Annotated in this window: 14 protein-coding genes; 4 read left to right on the forward strand and 10 right to left on the reverse strand. The window is 63.9% G+C overall.

Going from position 1 to position 18,382, the window contains the following annotated elements; all coding sequences use genetic code 11:
• The 3 genes from VF497_RS15120 to VF497_RS15130 form a co-directional block, all read left to right on the forward strand.
• Positions 1-1,785, forward strand: a 1,785-nt coding sequence (locus tag VF497_RS15120) for an ABC transporter ATP-binding protein (RefSeq protein ID WP_330890190.1), incomplete at its 5' end; no start/stop codon positions are given.
• 22 nt (positions 1,786-1,807) lie between these two features.
• Positions 1,808-2,734 (forward strand): pseudouridine-5'-phosphate glycosidase, encoded by a 927-nt coding sequence (locus VF497_RS15125; protein ID WP_330890192.1) that lies wholly within the window; start codon positions 1,808-1,810, stop codon positions 2,732-2,734.
• A gap of 93 nt (positions 2,735-2,827) precedes the next feature.
• Entirely contained in the window at positions 2,828-4,744 is a 1,917-nt protein-coding gene (locus VF497_RS15130; RefSeq protein ID WP_330890194.1) for a CocE/NonD family hydrolase, read from the forward strand.
• Positions 4,745-4,945: 201 nt separating this feature from the next.
• On the opposite strand, the gene VF497_RS15135 is transcribed toward VF497_RS15130, so the two are convergent.
• From VF497_RS15135 to VF497_RS15175, 9 genes are all read right to left on the reverse strand, one after another.
• Entirely contained in the window at positions 4,946-6,511 is a 1,566-nt protein-coding gene (locus VF497_RS15135) for a tail fiber domain-containing protein (RefSeq protein ID WP_330890196.1), read from the reverse strand.
• A 154-nt stretch (positions 6,512-6,665) separates the two neighbouring features.
• The gene (locus VF497_RS15140) at positions 6,666-7,460 is read right to left on the reverse strand and encodes a hypothetical protein (protein WP_330890198.1); all 795 of its coding nucleotides are present in this window, start codon (positions 7,458-7,460) and stop codon (positions 6,666-6,668) included.
• A gap of 246 nt (positions 7,461-7,706) precedes the next feature.
• Positions 7,707-8,177 carry a c-type cytochrome gene (locus VF497_RS15145; RefSeq protein ID WP_330890200.1) on the reverse strand — a complete coding sequence of 157 codons (471 nt, stop codon included), beginning with the start codon at positions 8,175-8,177 and terminating at the stop codon, positions 7,707-7,709.
• Between the two features lie 410 nt (positions 8,178-8,587).
• The gene (locus tag VF497_RS15150; protein ID WP_330890202.1) at positions 8,588-9,031 is read right to left on the reverse strand and encodes a hypothetical protein; all 444 of its coding nucleotides are present in this window, start codon (positions 9,029-9,031) and stop codon (positions 8,588-8,590) included.
• A gap of 114 nt (positions 9,032-9,145) precedes the next feature.
• Positions 9,146-10,516: a hypothetical protein gene (locus tag VF497_RS15155; protein ID WP_330890204.1), complete on the reverse strand. Its 1,371-nt coding sequence runs from the start codon at positions 10,514-10,516 to the stop codon at positions 9,146-9,148.
• Positions 10,517-10,554: 38 nt separating this feature from the next.
• Entirely contained in the window at positions 10,555-11,418 is an 864-nt protein-coding gene (locus VF497_RS15160) for an SH3 domain-containing protein (RefSeq protein WP_330890206.1), read from the reverse strand.
• Positions 11,419-12,060: 642 nt separating this feature from the next.
• The gene (locus tag VF497_RS15165; RefSeq protein WP_330890208.1) at positions 12,061-12,645 is read right to left on the reverse strand and encodes a hypothetical protein; all 585 of its coding nucleotides are present in this window, start codon (positions 12,643-12,645) and stop codon (positions 12,061-12,063) included.
• Positions 12,642-13,493: a hypothetical protein gene (locus VF497_RS15170; RefSeq protein ID WP_330890210.1), complete on the reverse strand. Its 852-nt coding sequence runs from the start codon at positions 13,491-13,493 to the stop codon at positions 12,642-12,644. Before VF497_RS15170 ends, VF497_RS15165 begins: the two co-directional genes overlap by 4 nt.
• Positions 13,494-13,533: 40 nt before the next feature.
• Positions 13,534-14,610 (reverse strand): hypothetical protein, encoded by a 1,077-nt coding sequence (locus tag VF497_RS15175; protein ID WP_330890213.1) that lies wholly within the window; start codon positions 14,608-14,610, stop codon positions 13,534-13,536.
• A gap of 430 nt (positions 14,611-15,040) precedes the next feature.
• Here VF497_RS15175 and VF497_RS15180 point away from each other — a divergent pair, with 430 nt between their 5' ends.
• Positions 15,041-17,617, forward strand: coding sequence for a serine/threonine-protein kinase (locus tag VF497_RS15180; protein ID WP_330890217.1), 2,577 nt, complete (start codon positions 15,041-15,043; stop codon positions 17,615-17,617).
• Between the two features lie 14 nt (positions 17,618-17,631).
• On the opposite strand, the gene VF497_RS15185 is transcribed toward VF497_RS15180, so the two are convergent.
• Positions 17,632-18,198, reverse strand: coding sequence for an ECF-type sigma factor (locus tag VF497_RS15185; protein ID WP_330890215.1), 567 nt, complete (start codon positions 18,196-18,198; stop codon positions 17,632-17,634).
• Between the last annotated feature and the right edge of the window lie 184 nt (positions 18,199-18,382).

Here is an 18,382-nt window from a genome sequence, read left to right on the forward strand (position 1 = left end):
CCGTACCTGCGCAGCATCTGGCGGACGAGCCGGCGGCTCAGCATCGCCACGATCGCGCTGCGCCTGCTGCGCGCGCTGCTGCCGGTCGTCACGCTGTATGTCGGCAAGCTGATCGTCGATGAGGTCGCCCGCTTCGTGCAGGCGAGCGGGCAGGCAGATCTGGCCACACGTTTCGCGAACGGCGAGCTGCATCGCCTGTGGTGGCTGCTCGGGATCGAATTCGCCCTCGCGGTCACCGCCGACATCCTTGGCCGCATCGTTTCGCTGGTCGACTCGCTGCTCGGCGAGCTGTACACGAACGCGACCAGCGTGCGCCTGATGGAACATGCGGCTTCGCTCGACCTCGAGGATTTCGAGGATGCGGACCTGCAGGATCGCCTCGATCGCGCGCGCCGCCAGGTCGCGATGCGCAACGCGCTGATGTCGCAACTGCTCGGCCAGGCACAGGACGTGGTCACGATCGTCAGCTTCGCGATCGGCCTGCTCGTGTACACGCCGTGGTTGATCGCGCTGCTGTTCGTCGCGCTCGTGCCGGTCTTCGTCAGCGAGCTGCATTTCAACGCCGAAAGCTACGCGGTCAATTACCAGTGGACGCCGGAGCGGCGCGAACTCGACTACCTGCGCATGGTCGGCGCGAGCGCGTCGATGGCCAAGGAGGTCAAGAGCTTCGGCCTGTCCGCGTTTCTCGTCGAACGCTACAAGACCTTGTCGCAGGCGATCTACCGCGCGAACCGGCGCATCGCGCTGCGTCGCGCGGGCTGGGGTGGGGTGTTCACGACGGTCGGCACGATCGGCTATTACTCGGCCTATGCGCTGATCGCCTGGCGCACCGTCAACGGCACGTTCACGATCGGCGACCTGACGTTCCTCTCGGCCTCGTTCCGCCGCCTGCGCGGCCTGCTCGAAGGCCTGCTCTATGGATTTTCCAACGTCGCCGGACAGGCGCTGTATCTCGACGACCTGTTTTCGTTCTTCGAGATCGAGCCCGAGATCATCTCGCCCGAAAATGCGCTGCCGTTTCCGCATCCGATCCGCGAAGGTTTCGTCTTCGACAACGTCGGTTTCCGCTATCCGGGCGCGGAGCGCTGGGCCGTGCGCAATCTCGATTTCACCCTGCGCGCGGGCGAAGTCGTCGCGCTTGTCGGCGAGAACGGCGCGGGCAAGACGACGATCGTGAAACTGCTCGCGCGCCTGTACGAGCCCGACGAAGGCCGCATCCTACTCGACGGCCGCGACCTTCGCGAGTACGCGCTCGAAGACCTGCGCGCGAACATCGGCGTGATCTTCCAGGACTTCGTGCGCTACTACTTCACCGCGTCCGACAACATCGCCGTCGGCCGCATCGAAGGCCGTGACGACGCCGGACGCATCGCCGCCGCCGCGCAAAGCGGCCTCGCCGACGACGTGATCGCGAAACTGCCCAAGGGCTACGCGCAGATGCTTGGCAAGCTGTTCCGCGACGGCGTGGAATTGTCCGGCGGCGAATGGCAGAAGATCGCGATCGCGCGCGCCTACATGCGCGATGCGCAGCTGCTGATCCTCGACGAGCCGACCGCGGCGCTCGACGCGCGCTCGGAGTTCGCGGTGTTCCAGCGCTTCAAGGACCTGGCCGAACGCAAGAGCGCGGTCATCATCTCGCACCGCTTCTCGACCGTGCGCATGGCCGACCGCATCGTCGTGCTCGAACACGGGCGCATCATCGAGGCAGGGACGCACGAGGAATTGCTCGCGCGGCAGGGACACTATGCCGAGTTGTTCGAGCTGCAGGCGGCGGGATATCGTTGATCATGCCTGTCGAGTTCGCAACATGACCGCGCCTCTCGCCTTCTCCGACGAAGTAAGGCGTGCGCGCGCCGACGCGCGGCCGCTGGTCGCGCTCGAGTCGACCATCATCACGCACGGCATGCCGTATCCGCAGAACGTCGAGACCGCGCGCCGGGTCGAGGCACAGGTACGCGCCGCCGGCGCGGTACCCGCGACGATCGCGGTGATGGCCGGGCGCATCCGCATCGGCCTGTCCGACGACGAACTCGAAACCCTGGGCCGCGCGCGCGAGGTGATGAAGCTGTCGCGCGCCGATCTCGCGGTTTGCCTGGCCAGCGGCCGTACCGGCGCGACCACGGTCGCGGCGACGATGATCGCGGCCGCGCTCGCCGGCATCGATGTGTTCGCCACGGGCGGCATTGGTGGTGTGCACCGTGGCGCGGAGTCGTCGTTTGACGTCTCCGCCGACCTGCAGGAACTGGCGCAGACGCGCGTCACCGTGGTCAGCGCCGGCGCCAAGGCCATTCTCGACCTGCCGAAGACGCTCGAGATGCTGGAGACGCTCGGCGTGCCCGTGATTGCGGTCGGGCAGTCGGAATTCCCGGCGTTCTGGTCGCGCTCGTCGGGGCTCGAGGCGCCGCTGCGATTGGACACGGCGAGCGAGATCGCGGCCGCGCATCTGATGCGTGCGCGCCTGCGCCTGCCCGGCGGGCAACTCGTTGCCAATCCGATTCCGCGCGAGGCCGAAATTCCGCGCGAGGTGATCGTGCCCGCGATCGAGGCGGCGCTGGCCGATGCCGCGCGCCAAGGCATCGCTGCCAAGGCGGTGACGCCGTTCCTGCTGCAGCGCCTGTTCGAGCTGACCCAGGGCCGGTCGCTCGCGGCGAACATCGCGCTCGTGCTCGACAACGCGCGCCTGGCCGCGCAGATCGCCGCCGAGATCGTGCGCCACCGGCAGGCCGAATCGTAACTTTGGCGCATTCGCCAGCCTGACTTTTGGCGCTATGCGCGCGGCGCGTTCACGTCTAGTATCGCCCGTCACCCTTGGCACCGAGGTCCTGCGATGAATCCGATCCGTTCCGCCTGTCTGGTCGCGCTTCCGTTCCTGCTCGGCAGCGTTTCGACGCAGGCCGACACGCCACCGCTGTCGCCCGACATTCCGAAGAGCTTCACGATGCCGACGCAGAGCTACGACTACGTCAAGCGCGTGGCGATGATTCCGATGCGCGACGGGACCAAGCTGTACACGGTCATCATGATTCCGAAGGGTGCGAAGAATGCGCCGATGATCCTGACGCGCACGCCGTACAACGCGGCCAAGCGCGCCGAGCGCGAAGTCAGCGGCAGCATGCTCGGTTCGCTGCCGCAGGGCGATGAGGTGTTCGTCAAGGCCGGCTACATCCGCGTGTTCCAGGACGTGCGCGGCAAGCACGGTTCCGAGGGCGACTACGTGATGACGCGGCCGCTGATCGGGCCGCTCAACAATTCCAAGGTCGATCATTCCACCGACGCTTACGACACGATCGATTGGCTCGTGAAGAACGTGAAGGAATCGAACGGCAAGGTCGGCATGCTCGGCTCGTCGTACGAGGGATTCACGGTCGTCATGGCGCTCGTGAATCCGCATCCGGCACTCAAGGTCGCCGCGCCCGAGAGCCCGATGGTCGATGGCTGGATGGGTGACGACTGGTTCCACTACGGCGCATTCCGGCAAACCAATTTCGATTACATCTCGGGGCAGACGACCGCGCGAGGTGACGGCAAGAAGATCGTCCGCGAAGGTTTTGACGACTACGACAACTTCCTGCGCGTGGGCTCGGCGGGCGATTTCGCGCGCGCGGCGGGGCTCGACCAGCTCGGCTTCTGGCGCAAGATCACCGAGCACCCGGCCTACGACAAATTCTGGAGCGAACAGGCACTCGACAAGACGATGGCGACCACGCCGCTCAAAGTTCCGACGATGTGGCTGCAGGGCCTGTGGGACCAGGAAGACATGTGGGGCGCGATCCACAGCTATCCGGCGCTGGAAGCGAAGGACGAGCACAACGACAGGAATTTCCTCGTCATGGGCCCGTGGCGGCACAGCCAAGTCAACTATGATGGCACTTCGCTCGGGCCGCTGCAGTGGGACGGCGACACCTCATTGCAATTTCGTCGCGACGTGCTCAAGCCGTTCTTCGACCAGTACCTAGTCGACGGCGCGCCCAAAGTCGATACGCCGCCGGTATACATTTACAACACCGGCGAGAATCATTGGGATCGCTACGCCTCATGGCCGCTGAGCTGCGCCGACGGTTGCGCGGCGAAACCGAAGCCGCTCTATCTTGCGGCGAAGCAGGGCTTGTCGTTCGATGCGCCAGTGGCGGATGCGAACGCCTTCGACGAATACGTCTCCGACCCGGCCAAGCCCGTGCCGTACCAGCCGCGTCCCGTGCATTTCGCCGACCACGATGCGTGGACGCGCTGGCTCGTCGTCGATCAGCGTTTCGTCGACGGCCGCCCCGACGTGCTGACCTGGGTGAGCGAGCCGCTCAAGCAGCCGCTGCATATCGGCGGCGCGCCGCAGGTCAACCTCGTCGCCTCGACCAGCGGTACGGACAGCGACTGGGTGGTGAAACTGATCGACGTATACCCCGACAGCGTGCCGTCGCGTCCCGAAATGGGCGGCTACGAACTCGGTGTGTCGATGGATATTTTCCGCGGCCGCTACCGCACGAGTTTCGACAAGCCCGAAGCGATCGCGGCGAACCAGCCGCTGGTATACAAATTCGGCCTGCCAACCGCGAACCACGTGTTCGAACCGGGGCATCGCATCATGGTGCAGGTGCAGTCGAGTTGGTTCCCGCTCTACGACCGCAATCCGCAGACCTTCGTGCCGAACATGTTCTTTGCCAAGCCGGGCGACTACGTCAAGGCGACGCAGCGTGTCTATCGCGGCGGCGCGAACGCGAGCTACATCGAGTTGCCCGTGGCTCCGTAAGCCCGACGCTTTTTGCTACGGCGTCGTCGCGACGGCGCTCGTTCGCGCCGCCTGCGTCCTTGACGACGAAGCCGCTGCCGGCGGCGGGCTGCACGGCGACATCGGCGGCGTGTGCGGTGAGTGTCATGGCGAACAGCGCGGCGCAAATCGCGGAGCACGGCGAAAAGAGTTGGAGCGACATGGCTGTTTTCTCCGGGGCAGTCATTGGCGCAGGGCGACATCGAGGCTGCGTGGCGCGGTGCCGGCGTCACGCAGAGCGGCCAGTTGGCGCTTGATTTCGACGAGGTCGCGGTTGGCGGATTCGACTGACGCGATGCGCGCGTCCTGTTCTGCCAATTTCGTCCGCAGCGACGCGATCTCCACGGCCTGTTCCTTCACCAGTGCGTTGAGTCCCTGGATCGCGGCGAACGCCACGCCTTGCGCATCGGTCGAGCCGATGTGTTTGTCGTCGGCATCGCCGAGATCGAACGCGGCTTTGAAATCCTGCGCCATCGGGCCGATGTGCTGGTATTGCGGCGCGGTCTTGAACGCCCAGGTCACGACCGGCATGGCGACGACCTTGTCGAGCACCGCGCGCGCATCCACGGGCACGATGCCGGTTTTCAGGTTGCGGTCGCTGGAACAGGCCCAGCCTGCCGAACCGGGATTGGTCATCGCGCAGCCGCCGGAGCCGTAAGCGCCAGAGTAGAAATAGATGCCGCCGCGCGCGTGAACCGAGAACGTACCCGCGCCGACGCTGCCCAGCGAGTGGGATGTATCGCTACTCCAGATGAACGCGTAGTCATCTGCTGCAACGGCGCCGACACCCATGGCTATCGAACCGTTGCCGCGGGCTTCCGTGTGGTCGCCGATCGAGGTTGAGGCGTTGCCGACGGCCTTCGTGCCATAGCCCATTGCGGTCGAGCTGTCGCCGCTCGCAATCGTGCTTTGCCCCATCGCCGTTTGCCCGGCCGCATTGATGTCGCAACCTGATACCTTGCTCGTGTCGCAACCCGCTAACGTGCTGACGCCCATCGCGGTCGAGTTGGCGCCACTGGCGATCGTTCCGAAACCCATGGCGGTCGAGCTGTCGCCGCTGGCGATCGTGCTGCCGCCCATCGCGACGGAGTAAAGGCCGACATTGGTGTTGTCCCATTGCGTATCCCCGGCAAAACCGACGCGAAACGCCGCCATGGCCGGGTACCACATCATGCGCGCGCCGCGTCCGCTGGCGGGGATGGTGCCCTTGCCGAAGGTGCCCGCAGCCAGCAATCCGCCATCGGCGAACGCCTGCAAATTGTTGTTGGCGACGAGCGTATTGCTCGCGTCGTAACGCAGGGTCTGGTTGACAGTGCCGGCAGGCAGCGTTGCGCCGCTCGCGCTGATGCAGACCCATGCGGTGCCGCTCCACTGCGCGATCTGGTTCGCCGTGCAGGTTTGCGGCAACTGGAAGGTCGGCGCGACGGCGAAGGTGGTACCGGTCAGAGTCAGCCCCGTGGCGGCGGTGTAGGCCGGTCCGCTGCCGCCACCACCCGAACATGGGCCGAGCAATCCCGCACCGCTCATGCACACGCCGGTGGATTGCGCGGTGGCACCAGGCACGCCAGGCAGCGTGATCGCGCCGGATTCCTGCACGCGCAGTCTTTCGTTCGCGCCGGCCGCATCCTTGACGACGAAGCCGTTGCCGGCAGCGGGCTGCACGGTCACGTCGGCGGCGTACGTGGAGAGAGTCGCGGTGAGCAGCGCAGCGCAGATCGCGGAACGCAGCGAAACGGTATTGGGCGACATGGCGATTTCCTCAGGACGGTTTCTGGTTTTGTTTGCAGGACGCAACGTGGTTGTTTTTCCATCATTCCTGCGAAGGCGGGAATCCAGCGCCTTTCGCTCGCTGACGGAGAAAAGGCAGAATCAACGGATTCCCGCCTTCGCAGGAACGACGAGTTCAGGAATGGCGTGACTGGCGCCACGCGAACGCGGCGAGCAGCGCGGCGAGCAACAGCATCGCCCGGCGGCCAAGCGCAGGCGCGGGTACGGCAGCGCCGCCGCTCGGGCCGATCACCGTGGCGAACCAGTTGAGGAGTCCACCGCCATCGACCGAGTGATAGTTGGCGGCCGTGCCGGGCGCGATGGTCGCGCCGCCGCTCGCGTCGTTGTCCCGCGCGTTGACGTAGGAAATGGTCTGCGTGGCGCCGGCTGCTAGGATGAGGCGTGCCTTCGTGCCCGGCGTCGAGCTGAGCACCTGCAACAGATTGCCCGTCGTACCTTGCAGCACAAAGGCGTGGGCGATGTTCTGCACGACGCCGGCGGGAAAGACGAGTTGCTTTCCGCTCGCCGAATTAACGATGAAATCGTAGAACGCATTGGCGCCCGTGATGCGGCTCGTGCCGTTGCCGCAGGCATCGACGATGTTGATCGCGCTGCTGCCGGGAATGAAGGTTCCGGTGTTGGAAAAATTGCCGCCGAGCGCAATCCGGCCGACACCAGGGCTGAGGCTGCCGCCGGCGATGGCCAGGTTTGCGATCCCGGCGACGCTGCCGCTGCCGCCCGCGGCGGAACCCGCAATCGCAAAATCCGAACAACCCAGGTCGAGCTTGCCGTCGCCGAGTTGCAGCGACGAGCCCGCACCGACCGTGAGCGTGGCGAACGTCGGCGCGCAGACCAGGCTCAACGACAGCGCGATCGGTGCGCGTGCGCGCAGGAGGATTGCCGCCACACGCGCTTTCGTCGTGGTTCGCATGTCTTGCCCCTCCTCGATTGGCCCAGTTCCTGACAGTTACAGAAAACGGCGCCGAATCCGGCAACGCGAGGAGAGGGTTTTTCATCGAGTTCATGCCGACGCGCATGGACATCCGCGGGTCGGACGGATGAGCCGGCGAAGCCTGGAAGACCCGCGCCCCGATGCACTGCACTTACCCGAAACCGCGATCATGACGACGCTTCGTTCTCACATCGCCGTGCCGAATGCACTTTGTTCAGACCATCCCTAGGGAAACAGCACGACGGGTCCGGCAACGTCCTTGCCCGGCGGAACGTAGTCCGGCGCCGGCGAGCCGGCCGGGCCCAACGTCTTCACGAACGCGTAGATGGCTTTCAGGTCGTCGTCGTTCATCGCGCGCACGTTGAACCAGGGCATCGGCGGACGCGGCTGCATCGTGCGCGCATGCGTGAGCCACTGCTGCTCGCTCATGCCGTTCAGGAGCAGGCGCAGATTGGTCGGGTAGGTCGTGCCCCACGGCCCTTTCCAGCCGAGCGCATCGCCTGTCAGCCACACCTTCTCCTCGGCCTGGCCGCCGCTTTGAACGTAGCCGGGCGTGTGGCAATCGTTGCAGCCGCTGGTGCGGACCAGATAGCGACCGCGCTGCACCTGCTCCGCAGAAGTGGGATTTTTCGCCGCAAAGCTCGAACCGGCCAGTGCGATGGCTATGGCCGCCAACAGGGATCGTTGCAAATTCATGGGGATTTCCTTGGGCCGAGGGTGCACAGCAGGAACGAATTCAATCGCTTCATGGTTTGCTTCTCCGGAATAGAACCCTGATGCCTTACTGGTTACAGCAAACGGTGCCGAATCCGGCAATGCGAGGCGAGGGCTTTTCATCATGTTCGCGCCAACGCTCATGAACAGCTGCTAGGCGGGCGGATGAAATCTCGGCGATGCCCGGAAGACACGAGCCCGCAGGCGGGTGCAACGCAAGGCGTACCTGCCCCGGGCGATCGTTGCATTGTCGCCAGCGAGCCCGGACGCAGGTGCGAAGCGCTGGAATCAGAGCTTTCAGGTCCCGATGCATCGGATTTCGCTTCGCTTGATCCGGATACTCGCTTCGTGCGTGCCGAAACTGCATCGATTCCGGAAGCCGTGGTGGATCGTCAGTGACCCATGCCGGCATATTCCTTGAGTACCGGAAGATATTTCGCTGGGCAGTTCTCGACCGACCACTTGTTCAGCGCGTGGATGTTCTCGACCATCGCGTCCGCACCGCTGTCGCCGTTTGCAGACGCTTTCTCCAGGGCATCGAGGTACTTGCGCGGTTCGGCGGGGGCGGCTGCCTTCAGGTCTGCTTGTGTCGCCGGCGCGTCCTTGAGAAGGTCGCTGACGACCTTGCTTTGATCAACATTGCCGGGGCTGCCCTGGACCTCATGCAGGGTCTTCAAGGCGTTGGCGGCCATGTTGGCCCGTAGCCGGCAGAATTCGTCGGTCTTGCCTCCCCCACCCGGTGCGGACGGTCCGGAACCTTCGCTCAGCCGCCCGCATCCGGCACAAACCACGATGACAGCGAACACGGCGATGACGAATGATGATGCCCGTTTCATTGGGACTCCTCGGAACTTGTGGGTTGGCTGGTCTCGGATCGGCGCGTAGCTTCACGCCCCCCGTTGCCCGGCATTTCGCTTCGCGTCATCAGGGCCGCTTGCTGCTTCCCAAGATCAGTGGACGACAGGGCCATGGTCCACGATATCGGTACCGTCGAGGCGGAACACGTCCGGATTGCGCAGGCAGGAGTCGATGCGGTAGCTGGACGGGATCGAATGCAGCGCGGGCGAGAGCTTGCCCAGCGAGGTGGCGATGGAGTCGAACTTGAACATGCGGTCTTGCAACAACGTATCGAGGATGTCCTTGCCGGTGAAGAATTGCGAACCGATTTCGACGGCTGCCTTGATGAAATCGGCCGTCACGTTGTGCGATTCAAGTTTGGCGTTGAGGATGCGGATATTGGACTGCCCGAGCCCGAGTGTGCCGCCCGGCGTCGTCGGAATCCGCACGCTCGTCGTCACGTCGAAGTCGGCGCGCACGATGAATTTCGGATCGGAATCGCCGAACACGCCGTCTTTCGCGGTGACCGGAGTCATCAGATAGGCCTGGAACGAATTACCCGGCAGCAACAGACGCAGCGTGATGCTGTTCTGGCAGGCCGTCACGACTTCGGCGCGGAAACTGCACGCCGCGCTGAAATTGACATGCGCGCCGGACGTGCGAATACCGACGTCGGTTCGATGCAGCTTGGCCGCGATGAGCGCGTTGATGCGGGCAATCGCCTGGCCTTGCACCCAAGCATTGAGCTCGCCCAGATGCGTGTTCCATTGGCCGCAGACGGCGTTCTCGCTGAGGAACAGCGGATCGCCAGCGACGACGCGACCCTTGACCGACACCTCCATGCCGTTGACGAGCAGCGTTCCGAACGTATTCGGCCGTGCCTGCTGCGAGGTGATCGCCGCGCCCGCCTTGACGATGCGCGTGCCGGTGTTTTGCGACCACTGGATGTAGCCGTGCTCGAAATTGCTGCGACGGAATGCGCCGTCCTGGTATTCATCGCTGGTCGGATAACCGAGTTCGCCGCGTTCCCAGCCGCTCTTTGCCCACGCATCGCGAATTAGTCCGTGGATTTCGTGGGCCCCGCTCTCAGGCGTCCAGTAGATCGACGACTCGGGTTTGCCGGGCAGTTGCACGGCGCGGAAGTGGTTATAGCGGCCACGCCGGTCGGGAGTCGTGCTTTCGTCTGTGATCGGATAACCGAATTGCGCGTTGCCGAGTTCGTGGAACTTGCCGCCGATGGCGCCATAGACCTCATAGGCTTGCCCGATCTGCGGATGCCAGTAGATCGAACCCATCTTGAAGTCGTGGAAACGGCCGCCAAACGGCGCATTGGTTTCATCGCCGATCGGCAGACCCAGCGCGCCGCCGTGACCGCCGAGAGCCGCATATTTCTCGCCGATCTTTCCGTAGGGCTCCGCCGCATGCGTGCTGGCGCAGAGCGTGAAGCCGAGGGTGCACAGCAGGAACGAATTCAATCGCTTCATGGTTGCTTCTCCGAAAAGAGCTCGTGATGGCCCCTGCATCACTGTCGCGTCCCATTCCAACTCCCCCCGATCGCGTCGGGGCCATTGCCTGAGCTGTAGGTGCCGTCGAATGACTCGCCGTCTGCGGAGAGAACGAATTTGCCGCTGCCTCGGGTGCCGTCCTTCTGCATCCAGGTGAAGCGCAGAACCTTGCCGCTGACTTGGCCGTTGATCTGCCCGGCGCTTCCGTCAGCGCCTTGGTAGCGGCCTGAGACTCTGGTGCCTTCCTGACTCAGCGAGATGCTGTAGGCGACGTTGTCGGCGTCGGCGCTCCAGCTTCCGTCAAAGCTCGCCGTCACGGGCGCCGAAGCTTGGTGCTCCTTCGACTTCGCAAACCCGGCCGCGCCGCCGGGCTGGCCGACATTGCCGCCGCCGAACTTCAGAAACTGAGCAGAGACGCAACCGGACACCGGCGCGCTGAGCTGGCACCAGTCATCACCACTGCTTTGCCTCTTTGCGACGATGCCGGCCGCGCCACCGCTCGCGCCGCACGGACCGGTTACCGACACCGTTTCGCCTTCCGGCACGGTGCCGGTCACTTGGCCGCCCGGAGCAGCGCGGACATTGAGCTTGTCGAGGCCCGGCTGGTTGATCGCCACCGTCGCGGTTCCCCTGCGGCAGGAGCCCTCGGTCTGCTGCATCGGAGGCTGGCCAACGGCTGCGGTACCTTCCATGCCGCCGCTCTTGTCGCCGGCCTTGCAGGCCTCCAATCTCTGCTTCAATCTGGTCTCTTCGGCATCGGCAACACCATCGCCGGAATGGGTCACGCATCGCGTCGACCAATAGCTGCGGGGATTATTCCAGGGAGCGAGCTTGCTGAAGGTACAGCCGAGCCGGTTCGCCTCACCGATCGTCGCGGCCATGCGATCGCCGTAGACGATACACGCGTTGCTTTTGCCGGTGTGCTTGATGGGCTTAACCGGTGGCGGCGGAGGTGATGACGGCGGAGGAGGCAGCGCGGGCGGTGACCCCGTCGTGACACAGGAGGTGCCCGACCAAATCGCCGACACAACCTGGTCGGATTTCCTTCGTGCCCTGACTCTGAGACAGTAATTGGCATTTGGGTCTGCTCCGTGGATCACGAAGCCGACTTTGTTGATTGGGCTGGTCTCCAACTGGTTGGGTGTCGTGCGATATTCGAAAAAAAAAGGGTTCCAACAGGGCGCCTCGCTCGGAGTCATGCACGAGACAGGCGGCGCATACCTGTTGCCATTTTTAGTCATCTCGACCTCGAAGCCCACCAATTCGGGGCGCATTCCACCAAGTGTCAAGACCTTTCCCGCCGTATTCCTCCATCTCACGCAAACATCAATTCTTCCGTTCGGCCCACATCGCCATATCTCCGTTTCCGTTGGCGTGCCAGGACGATCGCGAGCGGACGCTGGGGTGCTGATCGCTGCGCATGACATGACCATAAGGCCGACGACCGACGTCTGCGGACTGACATGAAGAGGCATGACGCACTCCAAGATTGGTTGAACTGTTGCGTTACGGGTCCGTGTGCGCTACAACCGCCCGCAGATCAGGCCGATCGCGTTGACGTGTTTGCCGTAGCGCACGTTGAAGCCTATCGGGACTTCATCTGCCGGGCAGCGCTGAAACGACCCGTAGTCGAGGTTGATATCGCAATTCCCAACGGAGAAAAAGGAGCTGCCAGGGCACTTTCCGTGATAAGCCGGATTGCCGAACTTCACGTCCATCGTTTCACCGGTTGCCCGAGAGCGGCACACGAAATTGATCGAGGCGACTTGCCTGCCTCTTGTTACATACAGTTCGGCTGCGTTGGACATGTCCCAATTGCGTGGGCAGAAGCCAGTGCTTTCTCCGCCACCCGCGCCGCCGTAATACATGCCCGTCGCGACCGGATTTTTGCCTTGCTTAGCGCAGACCGGCTGGATTCGATCCACCCACAGTCCCGTGCGGCCCGCGAAACCGACCAGCCTCTGTCCCGGCAGGCAGAGCGCCTGCGCCGTTGCATCGCCTCCGCCGCCGAACACTGTCAGTTCGTGCCGTGCATGGCTGATCGTAGTCAGCAACATCGTTGCCGCGGCCGCAATCGATGCAATGTATTGTCTGAGCTTTGCGTTCATTGTTCGTCTTCCGGTTGGGGAATGTTTTGCTGCTTGTCTCCGGACCACGACGCGTCGTCGACAGTCACGTCCAGATGGCGCGGACTTTTCGACAGGTCGAGCAGGAACACGATCGATGCGTCGCCGCCGGTGTGCTGGATCGTTTGCATCGCACGCGTCAGCCGGGTAGTGAACGCGGGCAGGCGCGGATAGCTGCTGGTCACACTGACGGTGTTTGGCGCAATGCGCCGAACTGTGATCTCGACGCCCGACTGCGATGAGCCGCGCGCATCGGAAATCACCTCGCCAAAATACGTGCCCGCGGCGGTATCGGCGAGATCCAGGCGCCGTTTCTTCTTCGGCTTCGCCGGCGCGTCCGCATCGCTGCTGTCGTTAGCGCTGGTATTTTCGGCTTTTGCAGTCAGAGCGGCAGCCAGTGCCAGGATCGCGCCATCTGCCGCGGCATCGGCGGGATTCCGATGCTTTGCCTTCCTGGGCTTCGCCGGCGCGTCCGCATCGCTCGTCGAGTTGTCGCTGGCTTCGTCGGCGCTGGAGACATCCCGCTGCCGCACTCTCTTCGCCTTGACCGGCGCGTTCGCATCGCTGGTCTGATCGTCGCCGGTTTCGTCGGCGCTGGAGACATCGCGATATCGCGTGTTGTTCGGCTTGGCCGACGCATCCGCATCGCTCGTCTCGTTGTCGCTGGTCTCTTCGGTGTCCGAGGCACCCCGATGCCGCGCGCTCTGCGGATTGACCTGCGCGTTCGCGGCGCTTGTTTCGCCGCCCCTTGTTTTGCTTGGACCTATGGCGCTCGCATTCAGAGCGAATGTCAGCGCCAGGATCACGGCAAACACGATTTTCCGGTACATGATTTTTCTCCTCGAACGAAAGATGGGAACGAACTGCGAATCAGAGCGTCGAAAGCAGATTCATGTAGAACTTCGCGATCTGGCCACCGAGCGATGCGTTCGCGCTCCGGTTCAATTTCTGGAATGCTTCGCGCGCCGTGCTGTCGATGAAGTTTTCGATGCCCGAGGTGATCGTCGCGGATGCGACCAGGCGCCAGCTGAGCGTTCCCTCGGCGACCGAATTCCAGTTCGCGGCGATGCGCGGATCGTTATTCGCTTGATTCCAGTTGTGGTCGCGGTGGCGGCCGAACACCGTTTCCGTGCCGTCGACCCGATGACCGTTGATGCCGAAGCCGAACGACTGTCCCGACGGCGTTACCACCGCTGCCGCGAGGCTGTAGCGGATGTTCACGGCGCCGGCGTTGTGGACGTGCCCCGAGAACACATAGTCGCCGTTCGGCTTCATGACGATGTCCACCCAGCCGCTGATCGGGGCCCAGCCGTCCGTGCTCAATGCGGAACGCAGATGAATATCGCGAGGCGCATCGTGAGCCACGCCCGCCTTGACGATGCGCGTGCCGGTGTTTTGCGACCACTGGATGTAGCCGTGCTCGAAATTGCTGCGACGGAATGCTCCGTCCTGGAATTCGTCGCTGGTCGGATAGCCGAGTTCGCCGCGTTCCCAACCGCTTTTCGCCCACGCGTCGCGAATCAGACCGTGGATCTCGTGCGCCCCGGTTTCCGGAGTCCAGTAGATCGACGACTCCGGTTTGCCGGGCAACTGCACGGAGCGGAAATGGTTGTAGCGGCCGCGCCGGTCAGGGGTCGTGCTTTCGTCGGTGATCGGATAACCGAATTGCGCGTTGCCGAGTTCGTGGAACTTGCCGCCGATGGCGCCATAGACCTCATAGGCTTGCCCGATCTGCGGATGCCAGTCGATCGAACCCATCTTGAAGTCGTGGAAACGGCCGCCAAACGGCGCATTGGTCTCATCGCCGATCGGCAGGCCCAACGCACCGCCGTGGCCGCCGAGCGCCGCGTATTTCTCGCCGATCTTTCCGTAAGGCTCTGCCGCATGCGTGCTGGCGCAGAGCGCGAAGCTGAGCATGCCCAGGAAGAAGAAATTCAGTGGCTTCATGGTTCGCTTCTCCGAAATGGGCCTTGATGCCTTACTGGTTACAGGAAACGGCACCGAATCCGGCAACGCCTTGCAATGCGGCGGCCACTTGCAAGTCATGCGAAAAAGCGCACCATCGTGACCGGGGACACGGCTGGGGAAAATCGTGCAAGGTGAACGTTGGCAGCGGCTGGAACAGTTGTTCGCACAAGCGCTGGCGTTGCCGGAGGCGCAGCGCACGGCGTGGCTTGCGCGTGCCTGCGGTGGGGACGCGGAGTTGCGTCGCGAGATCGAGGAGCTCCTGCAGGCACACACCGGCGAGGGCATGCTCGACACGCCGCCGCTTGCCGCGGAGGCCGCAAACATGGACTCCGCGGCGATCGCATCGTCGCTCGCCGCAGGCACGTTGCTCGGCGTCTGGCGGATCGAACGGCTGGTCGGCCGCGGTGGCATGGGCGAGGTTTATGCCGCGCTGCGTGCCGACGCCGGGTTCACCCAGCGCGGCGCGCTCAAGCTGCTGCGCTTCGATGCGATCGGCGAACTGCAACGCTTCCATGCCGAGCGGCAGATTCTCGCGCGGCTCGATCACCCCGGCATCGCGCGCCTGCTCGACGGTGGCGTGGCGCCGGACGGCCGCCCCTACACGGTGATGGAATTCGTCGAAGGCGTCTCGCTGCTCGACTACTGCAACGCGCGCAAGGCGACGATCGACGAGCGCCTCGACCTGTTCGCGCAGGTCTGCGACGCGGTGGCCTACGCGCACCGCAACCTCGTCATCCATCGCGACCTGAAACCGGCCAACACGCTGGTCGACGCCGAGGGCAAGGTCAAGCTGCTCGATTTCGGCATTGCCAAGCTGATCGATACCGCCGCCGCGAACAACTCCGATGCGACTGCGACGGTCGCGCCGTTCACGCTCGACTACGCCGCGCCCGAGCAACTGACCGGCGAGCCGGTGACCACGGCAACCGACGTGTACACGCTCGGCGTGCTGCTGTTCGAATTGCTCACCGGCGAACGCCCACTGCGCAAGAGCGGTCTGCCTTCGACGCAGGCTTTGGCCCTGCTCGATCGCGAGGCGCCGTTTGCCAGTCGCGTGGTTCGCGACAAGGCCGATGCGCCGGTGCCGGCGAGCGCACTGGCCGGCGACCTCGATACGATCATTGCCAAGTGCCTGCGCCGCGAGAGCGCGCATCGTTATGACACCGTCAACGGATTGAAATTGGATTTGCAACGTCATCGCGCACGCGAACCCGTACTCGCGCGCGAAGGCGCGCGCATGTACGTGTTCGGGCGCGTGCTGCGGCGCTATCGCTGGGCGGTCGCGGCGGCGGCGGCGTTGATTTTCGCGCTTGCTGTGGGGCTGGGCGGAACACTGTGGCAAGCAAATCGTGCGCAGACGCAAGCACGTCTTGCTGAAGCGCAAGCTTCTCGCGCCGAAGCGGCGAAGAACTTCCTGCTCAGCATGTTCAAGGCCAGCGATCCGCGCCAGGCATCGGACAAGCCACGCGGCGGGATCACAGCGCGCGAATTGCTTGATGCTAGTGCGCCGCGCATCGAACGCGATTTCACCACGCAACCCGAATTGCAGATCGAGCTCCTAGGCACCATCACGCAAATCTTCAGTGAACTGCGCGAACCGGAGCACTACACGGCGTTCCACGCCAAGTATATGGAACTGGCGCGGCAACACTACGGCGAACTGCATCCCGTCGTCATAGACGGTTATTTGCGGGACGCAGCATACGCCGCCGAACATAGCGACCTTGAAGGCTTGAAGCGGGTACTCGAACAAGTCGATCCACTGATCCAGAAAGCAGGATTGGACCATTCGCCCATGCGGGCCCGCTGGTGGGTACTCAAATCCGAAACGCTCATGTCGGACAAGACCGGTCAGGCCGAGCGTGAATCGATGCTGTTACGCGCGGTCGCTTTGTACGAAAGCACCCAGCGAGCAGAGGAAGAGTACGTCGAGGCATTGGGCGATCTGGGCAACATCTACGGCAGCGACCGTGCCGATCGCGCTCGCGGCCGCGAGTTCCATCGCCGCGCCAAGGCCGCTCTGGCGTTGTTGCCTGAGCGCAATGATGTGCAAGATGCGATCATCGAACTCAATCTTGCCGTAGAAGCGAACGAGCTGGGCGATTTTGCCGAGGCCGATGCAAGTTTCGAGCGTGCGGCAAAGCTGTATCTGCAGACTTACGCCGAGCACCATCCTTTGTATTGGACTACCTTGGCATTCTGGGCCGACGCAGTCTGCCGCCATGGCGATCGTGAACGAGCGAATCATTTGTTTGAGCGGATGCTGTCGGTTCTGCCCGCGAATCCCGGTGCGGACGAGGCTTTCTATCTCGCCAGAGCACAGAGAGTTCATGGCATCTGCCTGGCCGACCAAGGACGCGTTCGCGAAGCCACCCCTGTGCTTGAGGCCGTGGAGCGAAAATCCATCGGAACACCTATCGATCTCGCGCGTGCGCGGCAAGCCCTCGGCGATGTCTATGATCGAGCGAACCGCAGCGACGACGCGCGCCGCATGCTCAAGCAAGCCGTGGACGATCAGCTCGAACTGGCGACCAAAATAAATGCACTCGACAATGCAGGGCTGCTGGGCGCACGCGAACGCTGGGGGCGTTTCCTGTTGGCTCATGGCGAACTAGAAGAGGCGGAACGGCAATTCCGCGAAACCATCGCGCGGGATCACGACCGGAATCTCGAGGCGGCAGCCTTGACCTACGGTGACCTGGCTCAGTTGACCCTGCTGCGCGGCGACGCGAACGCTGCGGCGCAAGCGAGCGCGGAGGCGCTGAACGCATTCGGCAAAGTGAGCGGCAAGCGCAACGTGCGCACGGAGCCCTATCTGTGGCGCATCCGCGCGCAGGCGCTTGCGCGCACGGGTGATCTCACTGCGGCCCATGATTACGCGCAACGTGCGCTCGATGCGTTCCGGCGTTACGACGATCCGGAGAGTACGGAAATCGCGAAGTCCGCCGCCGTGCTCGCCGAAATCGACGGGCTTGCAAAAAAATAGCGCGCCGCCACGCTTCAGCTCTTTTCGGCCATCTCCCGATGCAGCCACGCGCGCGCCAGCGTCCAGTCGCCGCGCACGCTGCGTTCGGAGATGCCGAGCGCGTGGGCGGTCTCGACGTCGTTGTAGCCGGCGAAATAGCGGCACTCGACGACTTGTGCGAGGCGCAGCGATTCCTTCGCCAGCCGGCCCAATGCCTCGTTCAACGCGAGGATCGACGCATCCGAATCGGCCGCCACGTCGAGTGCCGCCGTCAACGGCAATGCGTCCACGCCGCCACCGCGCTTGGCGGCTTGCCGCGTCTCGGCATGGTTGACCAGGGCGTGACGCATCGCCAGCGCCGCGGCGCGCAGAAAGTGCGAGTCGGTCTCCCACGCCTGTCCGCGACGCAACTTCAGATACGCCTCATTGACCAGTGCCGTCGTCTGCATCGTGGCGCCGGCACCGACGCGATGGCGTTCGCGGTGGGCGAGGCGGCGCAGGTCGTCGTAGAACAGCGGGAAAAGCTGGTCCGCGAGCACGCGTGCGTCCGCGGGCAATTCTGCATTCCAGTCTTCGAGGAAATCGATCGCCAGGTCGTTCATGCTACCCCGCGTGGACTGCGCGGCCATCCGTCCGCGGCAGGGACATGATAAGCCAACTCGCCGGCTGCCTGCATCGGCGCGTCGGCTTTTTCGTACACGGACCGATGGCGGTTTCGGACGAAGACGCGCCCCCCGCGTGCTATGATTTGCGTCACGCAATCGCACCGGATCGGAGAAGAAAGCA

Origin of the sequence: Rudaea sp., assembly GCF_036383415.1 — a bacterium.
GTDB lineage: Bacteria > Pseudomonadota > Gammaproteobacteria > Xanthomonadales > Rhodanobacteraceae > Rudaea.

Bases quoted from the DNA above. Each gene is read 5' to 3' on its own strand.
- VF497_RS15125 (WP_330890192.1), top strand. From the start codon at position 1,808: ATGACCGCGCCTCTCGCCTTCTCCGACGAAGTAAGGCGTGCGCGCGCC.
- VF497_RS15130 (WP_330890194.1), top strand. From the start codon at position 2,828: ATGAATCCGATCCGTTCCGCCTGTCTGGTCGCGCTTCCGTTCCTGCTC.
- VF497_RS15135 (WP_330890196.1), bottom strand. From the start codon at position 6,511: ATGTCGCCCAATACCGTTTCGCTGCGTTCCGCGATCTGCGCTGCGCTG.
- VF497_RS15140 (WP_330890198.1), bottom strand. From the start codon at position 7,460: ATGCGAACCACGACGAAAGCGCGTGTGGCGGCAATCCTCCTGCGCGCA.
- VF497_RS15145 (WP_330890200.1), bottom strand. From the start codon at position 8,177: ATGAATTTGCAACGATCCCTGTTGGCGGCCATAGCCATCGCACTGGCC.
- VF497_RS15150 (WP_330890202.1), bottom strand. From the start codon at position 9,031: ATGAAACGGGCATCATCATTCGTCATCGCCGTGTTCGCTGTCATCGTG.
- VF497_RS15155 (WP_330890204.1), bottom strand. From the start codon at position 10,516: ATGAAGCGATTGAATTCGTTCCTGCTGTGCACCCTCGGCTTCACGCTC.
- VF497_RS15160 (WP_330890206.1), bottom strand. From the start codon at position 11,418: ATGGCCGCGACGATCGGTGAGGCGAACCGGCTCGGCTGTACCTTCAGC.
- VF497_RS15165 (WP_330890208.1), bottom strand. From the start codon at position 12,645: ATGAACGCAAAGCTCAGACAATACATTGCATCGATTGCGGCCGCGGCA.
- VF497_RS15170 (WP_330890210.1), bottom strand. From the start codon at position 13,493: ATGTACCGGAAAATCGTGTTTGCCGTGATCCTGGCGCTGACATTCGCT.
- VF497_RS15175 (WP_330890213.1), bottom strand. From the start codon at position 14,610: ATGAAGCCACTGAATTTCTTCTTCCTGGGCATGCTCAGCTTCGCGCTC.
- VF497_RS15180 (WP_330890217.1), top strand. From the start codon at position 15,041: ATGGGCGAGGTTTATGCCGCGCTGCGTGCCGACGCCGGGTTCACCCAG.
- VF497_RS15185 (WP_330890215.1), bottom strand. From the start codon at position 18,198: ATGAACGACCTGGCGATCGATTTCCTCGAAGACTGGAATGCAGAATTG.